This window comes from Marisediminicola sp. LYQ85 (genome assembly GCF_046600695.1).
Lineage (GTDB): Bacteria > Actinomycetota > Actinomycetes > Actinomycetales > Microbacteriaceae > Marisediminicola.
Window position 1 is genome coordinate 1 of record NZ_JBKIWO010000003.1, and the last position, 19,317, is coordinate 19,317.

Annotated in this window: 17 protein-coding genes and 1 tRNA gene; 5 read left to right on the forward strand and 13 right to left on the reverse strand. The window is 64.6% G+C overall.

Annotation, left to right across the window (positions count from 1 at the left end):
• Positions 1 to 452: 452 nt before the first annotated feature.
• Both ACLHG5_RS12210 and ACLHG5_RS12215 read right to left on the reverse strand, forming a co-directional pair.
• The gene (locus ACLHG5_RS12210) at positions 453 to 3,218 is read right to left on the reverse strand and encodes a phosphoenolpyruvate carboxylase (RefSeq protein WP_411319092.1); all 2,766 of its coding nucleotides are present in this window, start codon (positions 3,216 to 3,218) and stop codon (positions 453 to 455) included.
• A gap of 64 nt (positions 3,219 to 3,282) precedes the next feature.
• Complete coding sequence (locus tag ACLHG5_RS12215; protein WP_411319005.1) at positions 3,283 to 4,032, reverse strand: MerR family transcriptional regulator; 750 nt, start codon at positions 4,030 to 4,032, stop codon at positions 3,283 to 3,285.
• A gap of 80 nt (positions 4,033 to 4,112) precedes the next feature.
• Here ACLHG5_RS12215 and ACLHG5_RS12220 point away from each other — a divergent pair, with 80 nt between their 5' ends.
• Positions 4,113 to 4,526, forward strand: coding sequence for a DUF1801 domain-containing protein (locus ACLHG5_RS12220; RefSeq protein WP_411319006.1), 414 nt, complete (start codon positions 4,113 to 4,115; stop codon positions 4,524 to 4,526).
• Between the two features lie 20 nt (positions 4,527 to 4,546).
• On the opposite strand, the gene ACLHG5_RS12225 is transcribed toward ACLHG5_RS12220, so the two are convergent.
• On the reverse strand, positions 4,547 to 5,020 hold the full coding sequence (locus ACLHG5_RS12225; protein WP_411317469.1) for a YdeI/OmpD-associated family protein: 474 nt from the start codon (positions 5,018 to 5,020) through the stop codon (positions 4,547 to 4,549).
• A 9-nt stretch (positions 5,021 to 5,029) separates the two neighbouring features.
• Positions 5,030 to 6,577, reverse strand: coding sequence for an MFS transporter (locus ACLHG5_RS12230; RefSeq protein ID WP_411319007.1), 1,548 nt, complete (start codon positions 6,575 to 6,577; stop codon positions 5,030 to 5,032).
• Between the two features lie 66 nt (positions 6,578 to 6,643).
• On the opposite strand from ACLHG5_RS12230, the gene ACLHG5_RS12235 reads away from it, so the two are divergent.
• Complete coding sequence (locus ACLHG5_RS12235; RefSeq protein ID WP_411319008.1) at positions 6,644 to 7,150, forward strand: MarR family winged helix-turn-helix transcriptional regulator; 507 nt, start codon at positions 6,644 to 6,646, stop codon at positions 7,148 to 7,150.
• A gap of 40 nt (positions 7,151 to 7,190) precedes the next feature.
• Here the strand turns inward: ACLHG5_RS12235 and ACLHG5_RS12240 are convergent, their stop codons facing one another.
• The 4 genes from ACLHG5_RS12240 to ACLHG5_RS12255 all read right to left on the reverse strand — a co-directional run bounded on the left by ACLHG5_RS12240 (position 7,191) and on the right by ACLHG5_RS12255 (position 10,065).
• The gene (locus ACLHG5_RS12240) at positions 7,191 to 8,006 is read right to left on the reverse strand and encodes a hypothetical protein (protein ID WP_411319009.1); all 816 of its coding nucleotides are present in this window, start codon (positions 8,004 to 8,006) and stop codon (positions 7,191 to 7,193) included.
• Positions 8,003 to 9,028: a TerC family protein gene (locus tag ACLHG5_RS12245; protein ID WP_411319010.1), complete on the reverse strand. Its 1,026-nt coding sequence runs from the start codon at positions 9,026 to 9,028 to the stop codon at positions 8,003 to 8,005. Before ACLHG5_RS12245 ends, ACLHG5_RS12240 begins: the two co-directional genes overlap by 4 nt.
• A 290-nt stretch (positions 9,029 to 9,318) precedes the next feature.
• Positions 9,319 to 9,483 carry a hypothetical protein gene (locus ACLHG5_RS12250; protein WP_411319011.1) on the reverse strand — a complete coding sequence of 55 codons (165 nt, stop codon included), beginning with the start codon at positions 9,481 to 9,483 and terminating at the stop codon, positions 9,319 to 9,321.
• 48 nt (positions 9,484 to 9,531) lie between these two features.
• Positions 9,532 to 10,065, reverse strand: a complete 534-nt coding sequence (locus ACLHG5_RS12255) for a hypothetical protein (protein ID WP_411319012.1) — start codon at positions 10,063 to 10,065, stop codon at positions 9,532 to 9,534.
• 502 nt (positions 10,066 to 10,567) lie between these two features.
• Here ACLHG5_RS12255 and ACLHG5_RS12260 point away from each other — a divergent pair.
• Entirely contained in the window at positions 10,568 to 11,245 is a 678-nt protein-coding gene (locus tag ACLHG5_RS12260) for a hypothetical protein (protein WP_411319013.1), read from the forward strand.
• Between the two features lie 586 nt (positions 11,246 to 11,831).
• Here ACLHG5_RS12260 and ACLHG5_RS12265 read toward each other — a convergent pair.
• The 5 genes from ACLHG5_RS12265 to ACLHG5_RS12285 all read right to left on the reverse strand — a co-directional run bounded on the left by ACLHG5_RS12265 (position 11,832) and on the right by ACLHG5_RS12285 (position 16,746).
• Positions 11,832 to 12,752, reverse strand: a complete 921-nt coding sequence (locus ACLHG5_RS12265; RefSeq protein ID WP_411319014.1) for a hypothetical protein — start codon at positions 12,750 to 12,752, stop codon at positions 11,832 to 11,834.
• Positions 12,752 to 14,506 carry a hypothetical protein gene (locus ACLHG5_RS12270; protein ID WP_411319015.1) on the reverse strand — a complete coding sequence of 585 codons (1,755 nt, stop codon included), beginning with the start codon at positions 14,504 to 14,506 and terminating at the stop codon, positions 12,752 to 12,754. Before ACLHG5_RS12270 ends, ACLHG5_RS12265 begins: the two co-directional genes overlap by 1 nt.
• On the reverse strand, positions 14,503 to 15,729 hold the full coding sequence (locus ACLHG5_RS12275) for a metallophosphoesterase family protein (RefSeq protein ID WP_411319016.1): 1,227 nt from the start codon (positions 15,727 to 15,729) through the stop codon (positions 14,503 to 14,505). Before ACLHG5_RS12275 ends, ACLHG5_RS12270 begins: the two co-directional genes overlap by 4 nt.
• Complete coding sequence (locus ACLHG5_RS12280; RefSeq protein ID WP_411319017.1) at positions 15,726 to 16,553, reverse strand: DNA adenine methylase; 828 nt, start codon at positions 16,551 to 16,553, stop codon at positions 15,726 to 15,728. Before ACLHG5_RS12280 ends, ACLHG5_RS12275 begins: the two co-directional genes overlap by 4 nt.
• A 121-nt stretch (positions 16,554 to 16,674) precedes the next feature.
• Positions 16,675 to 16,746 (reverse strand) — tRNA-Arg (locus tag ACLHG5_RS12285).
• A 216-nt stretch (positions 16,747 to 16,962) separates the two neighbouring features.
• Between ACLHG5_RS12285 and ACLHG5_RS12290 the strand changes: the two genes are divergently transcribed.
• On the forward strand, positions 16,963 to 17,760 hold the full coding sequence (locus ACLHG5_RS12290; protein ID WP_411317488.1) for an ABC transporter ATP-binding protein: 798 nt from the start codon (positions 16,963 to 16,965) through the stop codon (positions 17,758 to 17,760).
• Positions 17,742 to 19,313: a transporter gene (locus ACLHG5_RS12295; RefSeq protein ID WP_411319018.1), complete on the forward strand. Its 1,572-nt coding sequence runs from the start codon at positions 17,742 to 17,744 to the stop codon at positions 19,311 to 19,313. The genes ACLHG5_RS12290 and ACLHG5_RS12295 overlap by 19 nt, the downstream gene beginning before the upstream one ends.
• Positions 19,314 to 19,317 lie beyond the last annotated feature (4 nt).

The following is a 19,317-nucleotide window of genomic DNA, read 5'->3' on the forward strand; positions in this document are numbered from 1 at the left end:
CGCGGCGAGCCTCGCTTCGTCGCGTTGCACGAGTTGAAGGTCATCCAGGAGCGCGTCGCCGCGCTCGATCTCGGCCATGGCAGGGTCGAGCTCGACGTGCAGCAGGTGACTGTCGCCGGATAGCGAATCCTCCCGCTGACCAGTCAGTTCCTCGAACTTCATGCTCTAAGACAACACCCGACCACCGACATTCTCGGCAGAGAAAACCGATGCGTGTGATCCCTAATCGCGCAACCGTATCGGCAGGACTAGATGCCCCCACGAACAGCCCGCCCATCACCTCGACGACACTCCGGCATCGCGGCACCGCGCCCAAACGACCATCGAACAGCCAACCGGGCCCACTGCCCAAGCGGTCGCGCAACATCGGCCACCCCGCCTACCCACTGACGCAGCGGCCACACAACAAACCGCCGAACAACTACCGCCGCACAGCCCGCACAATCCCCGCGTCAGCCGGTGTTCTGCAGCCCCGCGGCCACTCCGTTCACGGTGAGCAACAGCAACTGACGGTCGGCGTCGGTCGCCCCCGTTTCGCCGGGATGGCGGAGGGCCCGCAGGGCTCGCAGCTGCAGCAGCGAGAGCGCGTCGACGTAGGGGCTGCGCAAGCGCACCGCGCGGCGCAGCACCGACCGGGTCTCGAGAATGCTGTCGCGTCCGGTGGCGCGCTGCACCCACTCGCGGGTGAGCTGCATCTCGTCCATCACGAGGTCGGCGAGGTCGTCGCGATCGCCGAGCGCGAGGTACCGCGCCGCGAGCCTGCCGTCGGTTTTGGCGAGCGACATCTCGACGTTGTCGATCATCGACCGAAAGAGCGGCCAGTCCCGGTAGGCCGCCCGCAGCTCGGCGTCGTCTCCCCCGGCAGCGTCGCCGACGGCGGAGAGAGCCGATCCGAGCCCGAACCACCCGGTGAGGTTGATGCGGGCCTGAGTCCAGGCGAACACCCACGGAATGGCGCGCAGGTCGGCGAGCGACTCGACGGAGAGACCTCGGCGGGCCGGTCGTGACCCGAGCGCGAGCAGACCGATCTCCTCCATCGGGGTCACCTGGGCGAACCACGGGGCGAACCCGGGAGCCTTCACGAGGTCGAAGAATCGCGCGCGGGACGCGTCATCCATCACCTTCGCCATCGGAGCGAATCGCGAAGCGGCGGATGCATTCCTCTGCTCGTTCGAGGGGCCAGACGCCAGGAGCGTGGCCGCCGCCATCTGCTCGATGTGACGCGCGGCGATCTTCTTGTCGCCGTAGTGGGCGAAGATCACCTCACCCTGCTCGGTCACTTTGAAGCGACCGTCGACCGATCCGGGCGGCTGCGCGAGCACCGCTTCGTTGGCCGGCCCCCCACCGCGGCCGAGAGCTCCGCCGCGGCCGTGGAACAGCGTGAGGGTGATGTCGTTCTCGCGCGCCCACGTCGCGATGCGCGACTGGGCGTCGAACAGGGCGAAGGTCGCCGAGACGGGCCCGACGTCTTTCGACGAGTCGGAGTATCCGAGCATCACTTCGAGCCGGCGGTCCGTCGCCGCGAGACGCGCTTGCACCTCGGGAAGCTGGATCATCTCGTCGAGGATCGACACGCTCGCACTGAGGTCGGCGAACGTCTCGAACAGCGGGATGGCGTTGATCACCGGGGCGTCATCCGCACCGAGGGCGAGGGCGGCGAGCTCGTAAACGGTTTTGATGTCGGCAGCCGACTGGGTGAACGAGACGATGTAGCGCGAGAAAGGCTGCGTGCCGTAGCGCTTCTGCAGGCGAGCGATCGTGCGATACACCTCGAGCACTTCGACGGTCATGTCGCTGAGTTCGGCGGCGCCGCCCGTCCCATCGGCGCCGGCCACGGAAACATCCGCACCCGACTCCGCTGCCGCCTTCGCCTCCTTCAGCGCCTCGCGGTGCACCTGCGAGTGCTGCCGCACCTCCATCTCGGCGAGGTGGAGCCCGAAGGTCTCGACCTGCCAGATGAGGCCCTGAAGCTCACCGTTCGCGCTGCGGTGCGCGCCGGCCGACCGCAGCGACTCCTGCAGCACCCTCAGGTCGGCGAGCAGCTCTGCCGCCTCGCGGTAGGCCATCGGCTCATCGTTGTGGGTGCGCGTCGCCGCGATGCGCCCGGCGATCACGAGCAGAACGCGCCGGTGCATCTCGAACGGTGCCCGGGTGCCGACCTGCGCGAACAGGGTGGGGGCGAGCTGCTGCTGCGTGTCGGCGAGCGCGAGGAGGTCTGCCGAGGGCGGGGTTCCCTCGTCGCTCAGCGTCAGCGAGCGGCCGACGCGCAGCGCGACCCGCTCGAGACCGAGGAGGATGTGTTCGGCCGCGATCTCGGCGGCTTCGCCGGTGACGTCGGCGGTCACGAACGGGTTGCCGTCGCGGTCGGCGGCGATCCAGCTGCCCAACCGGAAGAACGCGGGCGCGATGGCGGGCTGCAGCCCCGCGTCGTCGCCGCGCAACCAGTCGTCGAGCTTGCGATACACGCGCGGCACGACCTCGAACATCGTCTGGTCGAAGATGCTCATCGCGGTGCGCACCTCGTCGAGCGGGGTCGGACGCTTGGTGCGCAGCGGCGAGGTGCGCCACAGCACGTCGATCTCTTCGAGCAGGCGGCGCTCGACGTCGGCGCCCGACACCGTGGCCTCCGTCGTGGCATCGCGCTCGCCCAGAAGGTCGCCGATGCGACGGATGCCGGTCGACACGGCCCGCCTGCGAGCCTCGGTCGGATGCGCGGTGAGCACCGGGTGAAACCTCAGGTCGGCGAGTCGGCGCGCGACCTCCTCTTCGCCGAGCTCGTCGGTGAGTTCAGTGAGAGCGCCGGGAATGGAGTCGGCGACGACAGCCGACACCGCCTCCCGCGCGCGCAGCACCCGGGCGCGGTGGTGCTCTTCGGCGAGGTTGGCGAGATGGAAATAGCACGTGAACGCCCGCGCGACCTGTTCCGCCCGTTCGGCGGAGAACCCCGCCACGAGCGTCTCGGCGTCGGCGATGCCCGCGTCGTTTCCGGTCTCGTAGGCGTCGATCACGAGCGCCCGCAGCTGCTCGACATCGCGGTAGAGGTCCTCCCCTCCCGACTCACGCAACACGCGCCCCAGAAGGCGGCCGAGCAGGCCCACATCCGATCGGAGGGCGCTGTCGACAGCCTCGCGCGTGGCGTCGCGGCTGGAATCGCGAGTCGAATCGCGGGTCGAATCGCGGGTCGAATCGAACGTGGGCGAGTGGGGCGAAGGAGGCATCGTCACGCGTTTACGCTATCGGCACCCCGGGGCACGCCCAACACGAGCGCCCGGCACCCCTCCCCTAGCTCGCAGATTCGAGACGCCCCACCAGCGCATCCCGCACGAACTCCGCGCCCGCCACTCCGCCGTAGTTCGCCGCGAATCTCTCGTCGGCGACATACATCTCGGCAAGCCCGCGCACGTAGTCGGCGAAGTCGTCGCCGGAGGGCGTGCCGGGCACGCTCCGCAGCCAGTCGAGGTGGCGCGCCGCGAGCTGCTGCGCCTCGGGGGAGCCTGCGGAGGTGCCGACTGCCGCGGCATCCGTCCAGTGCCGGTTGAGTTCGTCGACCCGCGACATCCACTGCCGCCTCTCGTCGTCGCTCATGCCGCGCCACCAGGCGTCGGAGCGCGCATAGGCGTCCGCGCCCCAGTGCTCCTCGACCTCGGCTTTGTGCTGCGTGTGGTCGAAGCCGTCGAACATCGTCTCTGCCATCAGGTCGTCCTTTCTCTGGATGCTGGCGATGGTGTGCTCGACGGCGGCGATCTGCCGCGCGAGCCGGTCGTTCTCCTGCCTCAGCAGCGACAGGTGGGTGGTGAGAGCCGATGCTTCGTCGCTCTCGTGGGCGAGCACATCTGCGATCTGGCGCAATCCGAGCCCGAGGTCGCGCAGCAGCAACACGCGCTGCAGGCGCACGAGCGCGTGCTCGTCGTAGTAGCGATAGCCGTTGCTGCCGATGCGGCTCGGTGGCACGAGGCCGAGCTCGCCGTAGTGCCGCAGCGCGCGACTCGTGATGCCCGTGAGCCGAGCGATTTCTTGAATCGACCGTTCCATGCGAGCCACGCTAGAGGTTGACGTCGCGTCAAGGTCAAGCGGCACGGGCACATCGATTGCGCCAGTGCCACACTGGGCTCATGGCAGAGAACAAGACCGGCCCGACGGATGCGAGCGTCGACGACTTTCTCGCCGCCGCGACGCCCGCCCGCCGACGGGACGACGGCCTGCGCCTCGCCGAGATCTTGCGCGAGGTGACCGGCGTGGAGCCCGTGGTGTGGGGCCCCTCGATGGTCGGCTACGGCAGCTACCGCTACGTCTCCCCCGCCAACCCGCGCACCCACGGCGACTGGCCGAAGGTCGCGTTCTCCCCGCGCAAGGCCGCCCTCTCGATCTACGGCCTCAAGGATCTCTCCGAGGGTGCCGCTCTTCTCCCCTCCCTCGGAACCTTCACCGAGGGCGCCGGTTGCGTCTACGTGAAGAAGCTCGAGGACGTCGACCTCGAGGTGCTCAAGCGCCTCATCGCGATCGCGTGGTCGCGGCCCGACGCGTAACGCCCACCCAGGCGCAGCCCCTACAGCCCCTCCACCAGCGCCCGAACCCGCTTCGCCCGGGTCTTCTCCGTCGCCGCCGAATCGATAGGCACGAGATGGCGCCGCCGAACCGTCGGCGGCAGGCCGTCCCACACGTCTCGGCGCCCGGCATCCGCTAATGCCTCCGCCAGGTCGCCCGCGACGGGAACCTCGTCGGGGTCGATCGGCGAGAGAAACCCCGTGACCGGGTCTCCCACCTCGAGGCGCAACCGCCGCAGCAGGGATGCTCCCGCCCAGATGAAGACGCCTGAGAATACCGGGGCACGGTTGAGGGCCACGTTCACCTCGACACCCTCGAGCTCACCCGCGACCCGCCTCGTGCCGAGCGCTTCCGCTGCCTCGACGAGCGAGGGCGGCGCCGCGATCACGGTGTAGTTCGACGACCCCCACGGCATGGGGCGGATGAAGTCGTCCACCGCATGCGGCGGACCGAGAAGAGGCCACTCCACGCTCATGGCCGCAGGTTACTGAGCGGACATCCGCTGCGGCTCTGAATCGCCGACCTCTCGCCGGCGCCCGCGCGGCCCGATCACGGCGACGAGTACCGACGCACCGAGCGTGACGATGCCCGCGACCCTCATGGCGTCGGCGGTCCCCTCTTCGAAGGCGCTGCGGATATCTGCGGCGAGCGCCTCACCTCCGACCGGGGCCTGCTCGGCGATCGCGAGCCCCGCACCCGCGCTCTCTTCGATCACCTCGGCTACTTCGGCGGGAACCCCCGCAGGCGTCTCGACGTGTGCGGCGTATCCGACGGCGAGCACCGAACCGAGGATCGCGATGCCGACGACCCCGCCGACCTCCCGCGTGATGTCGTTGACGGCACTCGCGACCGAGCGCCGTTCGGCGGGGATGCCGTCGATGATGAGCACCGTGCCGGGAGTGATGGCGAGACCGAAACCGAGGCCGAACAGCACGACGCCGATGCCCGCGATCCAGAGGTTGGCGTCTCCCGCACCGAGCACGACGGCGAGAAGGATGAAGCCGACTCCCATCACCCCGAGGCCGAGCGCACCGGGCGGTGTCGCCCCGACTCGCGCGATCATCGCCGCGGCGAGGGCGGTTCCGCCGCCCACCCCGACGGTCACGGTGAGCAGGGCGACGGCGGCACCGAGCGGGCTGAACTCGGCCACGATCTGGAGATACTGCGGCGAGATGACGAAGAACCCGAGCGATGCGAAGAACTGCAGCGCGACGATGAGTGACCCGGTGGTCAGCCCGCGCGATCGGAACAGCCGCACGTCGAGTGCCGGCTCACGAGTGCGCAGCTCGTGCACCACGAACGCGGTGAGCGCGCCGGCCGCGAGCGCGTAGGCGGCGATCACGGCGGGGTCGGTGATGCCGAGCGCCGAGGTCTCGATGATGGCCCACACGAGTGCCGCGAGGCCGATCACCGACCAGGCCGCAGCCCAGGGGTCGAGAGAGAGCCCCGGTCGCTTGTTCTCGGCGACGAGCACCACGGTCGGAACGATCAGCAGAGCGGCGAGCGCCCCGAACACGATCTGGATGCTCGGCCACTCCTGCACTTCGAGCAACGCCCCGGCCACGAGGGTGCCGAGCACAGCCCCGGCCCCACTCACGGCCGACCAGACGCTGATGGCGAAAGCCCGCCGCTCACTCGGATACGCGTCGACGAGCGCCGACAGAGTCACCGGAAACACGGCCGCCGCCCCCGCACCGGCCACGGCCCGCCAGACGATGAAGGTCTCCGGGTCTGCAGAGAATCCGGAGAGGATGTTCGCGGCGGCGAACACGATGAGGCCGACGGTCAGTGTCGTGCGGCGACCGAACCTGTCCGCCGCGATGCCCGCGGGCAGCAGGAGCGCGGCGAAAGCGAGAGCGTAGGCGTCGATGATCCAGGTGAGATCGCTCTGGCTCGCATCGAGGTCGGCCGCGACATCCGGAAGCGCGATCGCCAACGCCGAGTTGCCCGCGATCACGAGGGCGAGCGCGATGCACAGCGCGATGAGCAGAAGCCGCAGGCGGGACCGGCTCTCCGTGGCGGTCGACGACATGGTCACCCTTTCGGTCGGAATCCTTATCTTTCGGAAACCATACGTTCAGGACGCTAGGGTGTCAACATGTCGGATGCGTGGACACCAGACCCTTCGGAGCTCGCCGAGCGTGAGCTCACCGAGGCGGATGAGGTCTCCTGGGCGTTCCGGGAGGCAAACCGCGCTGCGTCCGAACTCGACGCCGCCCTCGCTCGCCGGCTCGGACTCAAACACACCGACTACGAGGCGATGGGCCACCTCATGTCGACCCGCGAACCCCTCGGGCCGAACGGTCTCGCCCAGCGCCTCGGCATCACCGCGGCCTCGGCAACCGAACTCGTGGATCGCCTCGAAAGCGCCGGCCATCTCAGCCGCGAGCGTTCGACAACCGATCGCCGCCGTGTCGAGCTGCACGCCACCCCCGAGTCGGTCGCGCGAATCATCACCGAACTGCAGCCGCTCTTCGCCGGCTTCGACGACATCGCGCAGGGACTCAGCGAAACCGAGCGTGCCGTCGTGACGACGTATCTGCGAGCGGTCAGCCGTGAGACCCGGCGCTTCATCGACGACGAGCTGAAGCGCGCGGACGCATAAACGAGAGCGGTAGGCGGGAGCCCCGCCTACCGCTCAACGCTTATCGCCCGAAGAAATCGTCGAGCCCGGGCAGTTCGAAGCCCGACCCGAACTCACCCACCTGGTCGCCGAGGCCCGACACAGCGCCTCCGGCACCGGACGCGAGGTCGTCGACCCCGCCGGTCAGACCCTCGACGTCGATCCCCGACGCGAGAGCATCGAAGTCCACTCCGAGGCTCGCAGCCTGGTCGAGGAGGGGGCCCGCGACGGAGCTCAGGATGGCTCCGCCCGCGACAGCCCCAAGAACTCCGCCGGCAGCAAGGCCCGCACCCGCGACCGCACCGCCGACCATCATTCCGCGGCCTGCACCGCCGCCACCGCTCCCCGACCGCGTTCCGCCGCCGCCGACGCGGGCGAGGAGGCCGCGAAGCGACCCCGGACGACCCGCCTCCGTGCGCGCGGCGGCGCGTGCGAGGTCACCCGTTTCTGCGCTGGTCGGGCGTTCGTGCGGGGGCAGCTCGGCATTCATCCGCTCCTGGATCTCCTGCCGCTGGGCAGGAGTGAGACCCTCGAACGCCTCGCGATGCACCTGCTCGATCTGGCGAGGGTCGGCGGTCTCAAGCAGGTAGTCGTAGCGCGCGATCGCGGCACGGTCGGCATCGGTGAGGTTCGCCGCGGGCTGCGCACGCTCGGGCCGCACGGGCGCAGAGTTCGGTCGGCCCTGCGGCTCGGCACGGCCGTCGCCGGTCAGCGCATCCGCGGCGCTCCGCACGACCGCACGCCAGTCGTTCTGTCCGGAACCGGATGTCTTCGAGCCCGAGCCCGACTTGTCGAGCGCCTTCTGGGCGAGGCGGGCCAACTTCGAGATCTTGCTCACTTGCGCTCCTCCTTCACGGCGGCGATGTCGCCCTCATCTGGTGCGCCGACGTGGGCGGCTCGATCTCCGCGGGTCTTGATGAGGCTTGCGACGGTGGCGACGGTGATCGTCGCACCGATGAAGAGGAGCGAGAACGAGATCGGAATCTCGGGCACCCACAGAAGCGGCTCACCACCGTTGATGAAGGGCAGCTCGTTGACGTGCAGGGCGTGGAAGACGAGCTTCACACCGATGAACGCGAGGATGACGGCGAGACCCTGGGCGAGGTAGACGAGGCGCTCGAGCAGTCCTCCGATGAGGAAGTACAGCTGGCGCAGACCCATGAGCGCGAAGGCGTTCGCGGTGAACACGATGTATGCCTCTTCGGTGAGCCCGTAGATGGCGGGGATCGAGTCGACCGCGAAGATCAGGTCGACGAAGCCGATGGCGACGATCGTGAGCAGCATCGGGGTGACGAAGCGCTTGCCGTCGATCTTCACCGTGAGCTTGTCTTCGTGGTACTCGTCGGTCACCGACAGGTGGCGGCGCACGAAGCGCATGAACTTGTTGTTCGCGGGGTCGAGTTCGTGGCTTCCGAACGCCTGGCGGTAGGCCAGGAAGAGCAGCAGGGCGCCGAAGATGTAGAAGATCCACGACAGGTTCTCGATGAGCGTCGCGCCGACGGCGATGAAACCGCCGCGCAGAACCAGCGCGATGATGATGCCGATCATCAGCACCTTCTGCTGGTAGATCTTCGGAACGGCGAACGCCCCCATCACGAGCAGGAAGACGAACAGGTTGTCGATCGACAGCGCCTTCTCGGTGAGGTAGCCGGCGAAGTACTCGCCGCCGAAAGTCCATCCGGAGGTCATTCCGATGCCGACACCGAAGAGCAGCGCGAGTCCGATGTAGAACGCCGACCAGCGGGCGGATTCACCGATGCTGGGCTCGTGCGGTTTGCGCACGTGCGCGAAGAACTCGTAGACGAAGAAGAGGATCGTCACCGCGATGGTGATGACCCAGATCAGGGGTGTGACCTGCATGAAGGCGCTCCAAGGGTAGGCAAATAGATGCCAAGGTCTCCTCCGCCCTGACGAATCAGAACCAGCAGCCCGGAACGCAATGATGCGATCGTATTGACGGGCCTACCGCAGACGGGAGTACTCCCCTTGATGTGAACAGTTTACAAGACAGTTGGGCTAGGTTCGACCCGACCAACCGCTCGGGGTGCCCAACACGCTTCGCAGCCAGTCGATGCGACGGTCAGCGAGCTGCTTCGCCTCGGGTGAGTTAGCGGAGATGCCCGCGGCCGCGGCATCCGTCCAGTCGCGGTTTAGCTAGTAGAGACCGACATCCACTCGCGCCGCTCGTTGTCGCCCATGCCGCGCCACCAGGTGTCGGAGCGGGCGTAGACATCCGCTCCCCAGCACTCGGAACCCGCGCGGGCCGACGTCGTCGAGCAGCGATGCGCGGCACCGAGGAGTTCGCCCTCAAACATGCCACCAGCAGGCCCGAGAAGACCAGCCTGGCTCGGGAGACTAGTTACCTACCCCTCCGCCAGCATCTGAGCAACATGATCCAAGTCATCCCCGAACCAAGTGAGCCATTGAGGTGGATCCGACGGATAGACGGTAAGCCATGCTGTTTCCTGAGCCTGCGAGCCCGTGTGTTGACCCAAGTGTCCGATGACGTGCGCATCTAACGCGTCCTTGGGGATGAGCCACGCGTGAACACTTTTCGGCGAGAGCCCCAAGCAGAAGCAGAAGTCGAAATCCCGATCCCGTATTTGTTGAAATCTATAGAAACCACTTTGCCAGAGTGTCGAAAACTTGACCTGAACACGGAAGCCGTTTATCAAAAGGTAGATTTGCTTGTCGTCGGACGTCCACGATTCTGCATCAAAGCCAGCTTGCTGCGCCCAACGTTCGACGAGGCGGCGACCGACGGAACCCCGCTTTGCGGGCGGCATGGTCTGAATCCATTCGAAGGGGCTCCCCCGCCACGCCGGACTCGGCGTGTAGTTCATCGCCAGACCCTTCGCAATTTCCCCCATGTGAACGTAATCAGCAGCTGTGTTCATTCTTCGTCCCCACCCTCCAGTTGACCCGTCGTGGGGAATAAGTAGACCTGGTGCGAAGGCAGAAAGCTATGGGACGCAAGGGTATTTGTGCTTCCCGTAGATCAGATCGACCCACCTCAACAGGTGACCGCGCTCTCCTACGACAGTCCGAGGACCGAAGGGGCCGAGGCTGTTGCCGTTCTCCCCACTCCGAACGGCGCTGCCTGCCGTTGCGTTGACGGGAATGAGCTTGTCGTCGTCGACGTGTTGTGGCACCGCGTCACGAATGCCTGGTCGTGCATGACGACCGGGGACACGCTCCTCCTCGTGCAAATCTTCGTTGTCGGCCTCGCTGCGCGCAGGCCCACGGAAGTTTCGCCACAAGCATGAACTCCCGTCAGAAGCCGCGTTGCACCAATGATGCGAGTACTGCCGGCACATCGTCGAGACTGGTCGGCATCCGTAGCGGGGCGGCCAATATGGGTTGGCGGAGGGACCGTTCACCCCACAGTAGGGTTTCGCCATGCGGGACTTCTTCGATAACTGGGCAAGGTTCTTTGGTTACGACTACTGGGCATGGGGCAGTTTCGCGGACATGCTTGGTGCACTTGGCACCGCAGGAGCCTTCTTCTTCGGCTTTTGGCTGCTAGCCAGGGACAGCGCCGAGAAACGACGCAAAGATGCGGATGCGTTCATCACTGACACCACCTTTGTTATCCGCCCCGTCGAGCAAACGCGCCACATGTTCCTGGACGTGAGTAACGTCGGCGAGCACACGATCACAGGTGCAGCGGTGTACGAGTGGGCCGAAGGCGGCCCCAATGCTGTTCAGGTGCTCGGTGAGTACGTGAATTTCAGGTGGAGGTTCCCACCGGGGCACGCGGAACAGAAATCGATCAAAGTGAATCGCAACTCGGGTGAGACGAAACTACTTATTGAGTTCGTCGACGCAACCGGTCGCAAGTGGTTTCGATCGCTCGATACAGGGAGGTACATGTCGCGCAGGCAGTACAACAAGACCTACTGGGGTACTTGTTGGGGCCTCGAACCCGACCGCGCGAAAATCAGACAGAAGGCAGGCAAGCTGGCGTTCCAGCCGGCCACGAAGGAAGACGAGGCGCGAATCGTCAATCCAAGCGACAAGGACGCCCGCGTCGCCGATCACAAAACCAACCCAACTGTCGGGCCTGAATCTGAATGAAGCGAGCGCGGGAAGGTGACATTTAGCGCTCTGTCGAGGAACAAAGGGCGCCAAACGTGCTCCTTCCGTCATGCCAGGGGCCACAAAGCCACCAATACACCGTGGTCGGGCGAATCCAATACAGAGAACCCTCGGCGGATCCCGTCTGCACTGGGGGATCCCGCAGGATGAGGACGGGGACATGCAAGTTCCCGGTACCGGCCTCGGCCTCATTCGGTTCAAGAAGCCCAACCCGATGGAGGGGTGTCACTGGCTTCGTTGATGTCTATGCCGCACCCGCATGGTCGACGGTGCGTTGTAGATACCGGCAGAATTTTGTCGTCTTCCTCAAAGGCCTTCAACCCTTCGCTCAAATGACTTTGATGGGAAGTGCACCGGCGGCGATGAATTTGGAGGATGTTCCGGCCATGGCCGATGCAACCTGAGTGAGCTGGGGTTTTAGACACCCTTGAGACACCCCACAGGTTCACCGCGACGCGCCAGTACGTCCAAAGCAGGATGGGCCGACCCGGTCAGGATGTGGCTGTGCAACAGAGTCACGGGCTGCACCTCCGCAAGTTACACCGTGAGACGGAGAGCGCTCTTGTCAGGCATCATCGATGTGGTCGCTTAGCGTAACAACTGCTGACACCACGTCTCCGGCCTCTAACACGTCTATCGGCGCGTCGATCGCCCCTTCGACACCAACACGCCAGATTGCTGGCCTGCTGTCCGATCGGTTCGCGCCTACCAGAAGCGCTGCCAAACCGAAGATTTTGGGCCCGGACGGCGCGATAAGGAGCCGATATCGAAGACCCGCTGAAAAGACGAGGGAATCGAGGGAGCTGTAAATATCGCTTAGCGAATGCACGTCGTACGAAACAGGCACACTGCGTGTTCCGCCTAAGAGTGAACTGTGCATGCTTAGAACGTCAGTCGCGAAGCGCTCGTCTTCGCTAGAGGCCACGAAACTCCAAAGCCGCGAAGGCTCGAGCAACTCAATCAGTCCATCTGCGCGGTGAGGCTCGAGTCCGAGCCCAACGATGAGACCGATCGGAATCGAGGGTGATCGAAGCGTGCCGGAGAAGTAAGGAGTGATTGGCCCGGCGCTTAGCGGCCGCACAACAGCCGCTGCACGCGCGCTCGTTTCGTACCTAGCTGGGCAGTAGACAAACTGCACTACTCCCACATTTGGGTGCTCGGAGACTAATTCAACCATGTTTGCGATCGTTCGCCGCGCCATGCTGCTTACATCGATACATAGCGAAACGTGCACCGCACCATGTAGCTCTCTAGCGAGCTCATCCAGAAGCTCACGTTCGGCGACCTGGTCCCATGCTTCTGCCTCATAAATCGCTCTGTTTGAGGCGAACGATAAGCCGACGGTGCCCGGGTATACAACAGCGAGCTTGCGGGCAGCCGCGACTCCGAGCCGCGCTAAGTAGCTTGACCGCCGCTCATACCCGCAGGTAGCTACCAAGATGTCGAACTGCTGTGTCCGATTGAACGCCACATCACGAACCCTCATCAGAAGTCCACATCAAGCTGCTCATCGCGCCATACCGGCGACGAGTTGACCCGCTCTCGAAGAATAGATGTGAGCGAAACATCTTTCCCAAGCCGAAGTGGAAACTCTTTGCCGTCACGAATGCCGAGGAGGTAGGCGAGACGAAAACGTTGTCCCTCAAAGCTCGACAGGACAGCAGGACTTCGCCTGTCACGGACGTGGACAAAGGCTCCTGCATACAGTCCGAGAATAAGGGCGTTCGTAATTTCGGGGGGTGTACGTGAATCAATCGTGAAGCTGTTCGGCGGATCTGGATTGAACTGAGAGGAATTACGACTGCTCAGATAGGAAGCAATGTGGTCGACGAGTTCGACGACCGGAAAACTGAACGCTGACGTCTGACGATTGGGAAGCACTCGTAGCAAAGACTCGAAACGATTTGCCAAGGAAGACAAAGCGTCGTATTGGAATCCGGGGCCAACCTGGCCGGTCGATGGGTCGTAGAACTCCAGCATTTGCGCAAGAGCTGTCTTAATCCACCTGGGATTTCCTTCGAGCATCGCGGTGATCGCAGTTGGCCCCGTGAACGGTTCAAAGGATTTCTTGCGGCTGCGCCGTACAGGTGATCCCGCCCGAAAGTTCAATAAGGAGTCTCGGAATATAAGCAGCGGCACCACCTTTCGAACAGTCGCTGATCGCTCGTTATATGAGAGGTTTGCGAGCCGTTCAGGGGTGAGTCCCCGCTGCCGCATCCACGACGCCACGCCTGGGTCGACCTGTGCCGCCTCGAGGAGGACATCCTCCGGGGACTTCTCGGCCCGTAGACGAGTGCGTGAATCACGCTCGCTTGACGGAAGGTTCAGGGCGGACGCCAAAGAAACGTAGGGGAGTGATCTCACACGAAGTTGTTCTCGCCATAGACCGTTCGTGATCCGCCGAATTTCTTGGCGAGACTGCCCCGAGAGGTAGACCGTTTGAAAGTCGTGGCCTGGGACCGGCGCCCCCGTCGTCCCGTAAATTTGCATGTACCGGTCGAATGGGCTCATCGAAATTTTGAGAATCAGATCGCTACTTCCACCACGGACGAATGAAATGACCATCCGGTGGATCTCGACGGGTGCAAGCTCCATCTCGTCGAGCAGCAGCGCCCACTTTCGACTGACTTCGCCTACTGACCTATTAAAAGCTCGCACACCAAAGGTGAGAAGAGCCAGGCCGTCCGCCTTCGCCAGCACGTGCTCCGCCGCTTCAGGAGAGATCGATAGCCGCGTGATGAACAAGTCCAGCGCCTCCAGAAGACCGTAGAATCCGGGGCTCGCCCCTTCCAGCCCCCATGCGACCGCACAGCTGCGGCACAGATCAGCTTCAGCTTCCGGGTCGAGACGGACGCCAAGATGAACGTCGACTGCACCTGAGGTTCGATAGCTCATGGTCTCGACGAATGCATAGAGCATCTGGGCGGTGAAGGCCGCTCGAGCGATTTCCGGAGTTGCCTGACTAGCCCACAGCTCATCCGCGGGGAGGAGAATAGTGCTGAACTGAATACGCGACCGCATCTCGGACGCATCTCGACCACGCCACTCCACGAGGCTCTCGCCTGTAAGCATCCTCAGGAGTGTGGTCTTGCCGCTTCCTCGCGGGCCAATCACATAGGTGTGGTCGCTACTCGCAAGAACGCCAAATGAACTTGGCATCACGAAAGATGCGGCGACTTGACGCGGCGTCAGACGCTTAGCGTTGAAAGTATCAAGTCCGATTTCGATCATGTCGATCACACCACCCGCGCGAGTTGGACGATGCGATTCAGACGGTCTCTGGTGAATCCAAACCCTCGCGTCTCGAGGTAGTCCTCTAGGTAATTCCAGTCCGTCGGGAGGAGGAAGGGGAGTTGAGGTACAAGCGACTTAAGATCGGCGTAGTGGAGAAAATCCGCAGGCCCCGTATTCATAGCAGCCTCCACGCGCGCGGCCACTGTCCGATAATCTTCCATGCTGCCGAAGCCAGCCTCAGCGGGCAAGCCCGAACCTCTCCGCTCAGACACTTGCCAACCGTCACCCATCCCCCAGGTATAACTCATTACCTCGCCGGTCAGCCCAGGCATTGCTGCGGAGTAATCGGACCGCACAGTTATGAGGTGGAACTGATTTCGGGCGACAGTGTCGATCGGATCCCAAAGTTTGGCTCCCAGGCTGGCGGCACACAAGACAACCGGGCCACTAGACGTTGTCGATGTTGCATTGACCAACTGAGGGACATGTTTGTGACCATGTATAACCAGCCACCTACCCGCACTGGGGAACCGGCAAAACAGATCTATCAGTTCACTTCCACGACGCATCGGTCCGTAGCCATCTTGAAGAAACGTTCGCAATTGGTGCTCAACTGGATGGTGGTGAATGACCGCAATGTTTAATTTGTCATCCAATGTCGCTAGTTTCCGAGCGAGGTCCTCCTCAACACGCTCGGTGAGCCCTCCTCGGTCAATCGCTGACAGATATCGCCTCCAAGCGGGGCTATTCTTCCTCACACCTGTTGGAAAGCTCGGAAAGTCAAGTGTCGAGTCGAGAACTAGAATTCGATGGTCCGGCTTCTCCAACAAACACCATCCCTGACTCCAAAACTGGGCGTCAGCAGTACTGTCCCCAGTCGGAAAGGTCGGCAACAGGCCCTTCAGTCCCCCGCGTGGATCCGCGACGTCATCGTGGGTCATCACGTCGTGGTTGCCGGGCGCGGCAACCACGAGAGCCCCCAATCCGGCAGCCAGACTATGGACCTTCCGCCAGCCGTACGCTAGACCGTCTGTATTCGCTTGATTTGCGATATCCCCGGGGACCACAAGATAGTCCGCCGAGAGCGGTTGGGTCCTCACGAGGTCCGCCAAGTCAGCGAGTGGATGCTGACCGGATCGAGCAGCCGGAGGCTCCGCTGAGACGCGCGTCCACCGACCTGTCTGCTGGTCAGCGTGAATGTCCGAGACAACCGCGATGCGCAGTGTCACCTGGCGTCAGCATCCTTGAGTGATTCGCTGACGATGAGTAACTCAGTACTCTTCCCCCGCCGCCCGGAATTCGCTGACATGCTTGAATACCGCTCCACGGACTTCATGCTAAAGCCTTCGTACAGCTCACGTAGCGAGCTGTGATCGGCGTTCGACATAATTACGTGGACTCCTCGACGACTGAGTTCACCGAAAAGATCTGCGAGTCGGCGCTGGTCATCCCAGCTGAATATTTTGGCGTTGTAATCAACGAAGCCATTCGTGCGGTGCCCGGCGACGTAGGGCGGGTCGAGGTAGACGAGATCTCCTGCTTTTGCGTCGCAAATTGCGGCGGCAAAATCTGACGTGGTGATCTCCGCGCTTTGTAGACGTGAGGCTGCAGATTCAAGTTGACCTTCGAAGACAACTCGAGAGGACTTCGGACGACCGTATGGGACGTTGAATTGACCCCGTTGGTTCTCCCGGTATAGGCCGTTGAAGCAAAGCTTGTTGAGGTACAAGAATTGTGCAGCTCTCGCTACAGGATCAGTGAATGCACTCGAGCGAATCAGATAGTACGTCTCTTTGTCCGTACTCCACGCCGCAGCCGCTTCAGCAACAGCAGAAGGCGAATCACGCACTGTTTGGTAACAGTGAACCAACGGTTCGAGTGCGTCCGACAGGAAAGCATCCGCAACCGGCGAGAGTGCGAAATAAACCGCGGCCGACCCCATGAAGGGCTCGTAATAGTTCCCGAACGACTGTGGCGCGATCTTACCGAGCTCCCGAACAAGCCATCGCTTCGAACCGGCCCATCGCAGGAACGGCTGGAGCTGCTCACTCATGATTTGGCCGGCTCCCCGCGATGTCTTAGCTACTGGCGGCCGCAGCTTGTGCAGCTTATTCAGATCTGTCGGTCAGATCATTTCGCCGAATACCGAAGCAGCAGCTGGCCAATCTGGGCGGTGCCCCTGGAGGGACTCGAACCCCCAACCGTTTCCTTAGGACGGAACTGCTCTTCCATTGAGCTACAGAGGCTGGCGGTGTCGAGTTTAGCCGCATGGCACGACTGAGTCCTTCGGCAGGCTCAGGGACCGCCGCTCCACCGCACGGGGGATGCCACGCGTCACCCGCGCCCGATAGCGTGAGCGGAGCCGAGCAAAGCTCGCGCCGCCCCCCAGACCCGAGAGCGAGACATCTGTGACCGACGCCTCGAACGCCCCACGACTCAGCCATGACGTCGTGGACGACCACATCCCCTCCCCCGACACCACACCGCGAGCCGCGGGCGCAGACGGCGAGACCGCCCTCAGCATCCGCGGCCTCCACAAGCGCTTCGGCGACAAGGTGGCCGTCGACGGCATCGACCTCGATGTTCCGGCCGGCTCGTTCTACGGCCTCGTCGGCCCCAACGGCGCCGGCAAGACCACCACGCTCTCGATGGCCACGGGCCTCCTGCGCCCCGACGCCGGCGAGATCACCATCCACGGAACGGATGTCTGGCACCACCCCCTCGAGGCCAAGAAACTCGTCGGCGTGCTGAGCGACAACGTCCGCCTCTTCGATCGCCTCACCGGCGAGCAGCTCGTCACCTACTCGGGCCTTCTCACCGGCTTGGACAGGGAGACCGTTGCGACTCGCGTCGCCGACCTCCTGCGCGTGCTCGACCTGCAGGAGGCCGCGGGCACCCTCGTCGTCGACTACTCCGCGGGCATGACCAAGAAGATCGCGCTCGCGTGCGCCCTCGTGCACGCGCCGCGGTTGCTCGTGCTCGACGAACCCTTCGAATCGGTCGACCCGGTGTCGGCTGCCAACATCCGCGACATCCTCGCCGGCTACGTGCGCACCGGCGGCACCGTGATCGTCTCCAGCCACTCGATGGACCTCGTGCAGCGCATGTGCGACCACGTCGCCATCATCGCGCAAGGCCGCGTGCTCACCGCCGGAACAGTGGATGCTGTGCGCGGCGACTCGAGCCTCGAAGACCGGTTCGTCGACCTCGTCGGCGGACGCAGCCACGAGGAGGGGCCCGAATGGTTGCGCATCTCCTAAAGCTCAGGTGGCTGCTGCTCGCCAACTCGCTCAAACGCAGCCCCTGGGTTCTCGTCGGCGCCATCTTCGGCGGGCTCTACGCCCTCGGCGCACTCGCCGTCGCGACCGTCGGGCTCGCCCTGCTCTCGGGCGCCGAACCCGAGACCGCCCGCATGATCGTGGTGCTCGCGGGCGCCGCGCTCATCATCGGGTGGGTCGTCGTGCCGCTGCTCACCTCCGGCATCGACCAGACGCTCGACCCCAGCCAGCTCGTCACATTCCCGATCCCCCTCAACAAACTCGTCGCCGGCCTCGCCCTCGCGGGCCTCCTCGGCATCCCCGGAATCGTCACGCTGCTCGGCGCCCTCGCCACCACGGTCACGTGGTTCCGCTACCCGCTCGCAGCCATCGCGGCACTCGTGTGCGCGGTCATCGGGGTGGCCACCTGCATCCTCGCCTCGCGCCTCGTCGCGACCCTCAGCCGCCGCGTCGCCGCCAAACGGCGCTACCGCGAGCTCGTGGGCATCCTCATCTTCATCCCCATCATCTTGATCGGGCCGATCCTCTCCTTCGTCGGAACCGGGCTCGACGCGCTCTCCGACCGCCTCCCCCTGATCACCGACGCCGTGTCGTTCACGCCGCTCGGCGCCATCTGGTCGGTGCCCGCCGACATCGCCCTGGGCGACTGGGGTGCCGCGGGCATCAAATTCGTCATCGGCCTCGCGACCCCCGTGGTGCTCGCGCTGCTCTGGCGACGCGGCCTCGCCGACGCCCTCGTCACCCCCACCGAAAGCGGCGGTGGCGCGGCGACGCGCGGCAAGCTCGGGTTCTTCGGCACCCTCCCCGCGTCCCCCACCGGAGCCGTCGCCGCCCGCGCCCTCACCTACTGGATTCGCGACCCCCGCTACTCCCGCCAGCTGCTCATCGTGCCGCTCTTCCCCGTGCTGCTCATCTTCATGAGCTCCACGGGCATGTCGCCCGGCCTCCTCATGCTCGCCGGGCCCGTCATCGCCTTCTCGCTCTCCCTCGCCATCTACAACGACATCTCGTTCGACAACACCGCCTTCGCCTCGCACATCGCCGCGGGCCTCAGCGGCACCGCCGACCGCGCCGGGCGCGTGATCGCCGTCGCGAGCTTCGGGGTCCCCCTCGTCGTGATCGCGACGCTCGCCACCGCCGCCTTCTCCGGAGCGTGGGATGTCGCCGCCCCCGCCCTCGGCATCGCCCTCGGGGTGCTCCTCAGCGGGTTCGGTCTCGCGAGCGTGTCCTCCGCCCGCGTCGTGTTCCCCGTCCCGGCCCCCGGCGACAACGCGTTCAAAACCATCCCCGGCACCGCGACCATCAGCTTCGTCAGCTCGTTCGCCGTCATGGGGCTGCTGCTGCTCGCGATCCTGCCCGAGCTCATCCTCGGCATCATCGCGCTCGTCACGGGCAACCTCGTGCTGGGCTGGATCAGTCTGGTCGTCGGGGTTGTGCTCGGCGCAGGTCTCACGGTGGCGGGCATCCGCATCGGGGGGCGCATCGTCGACCGGCGCGCGCCCGAGCTGCTCGCGAGTCTGACCAAGCAGGGGTAGCGGG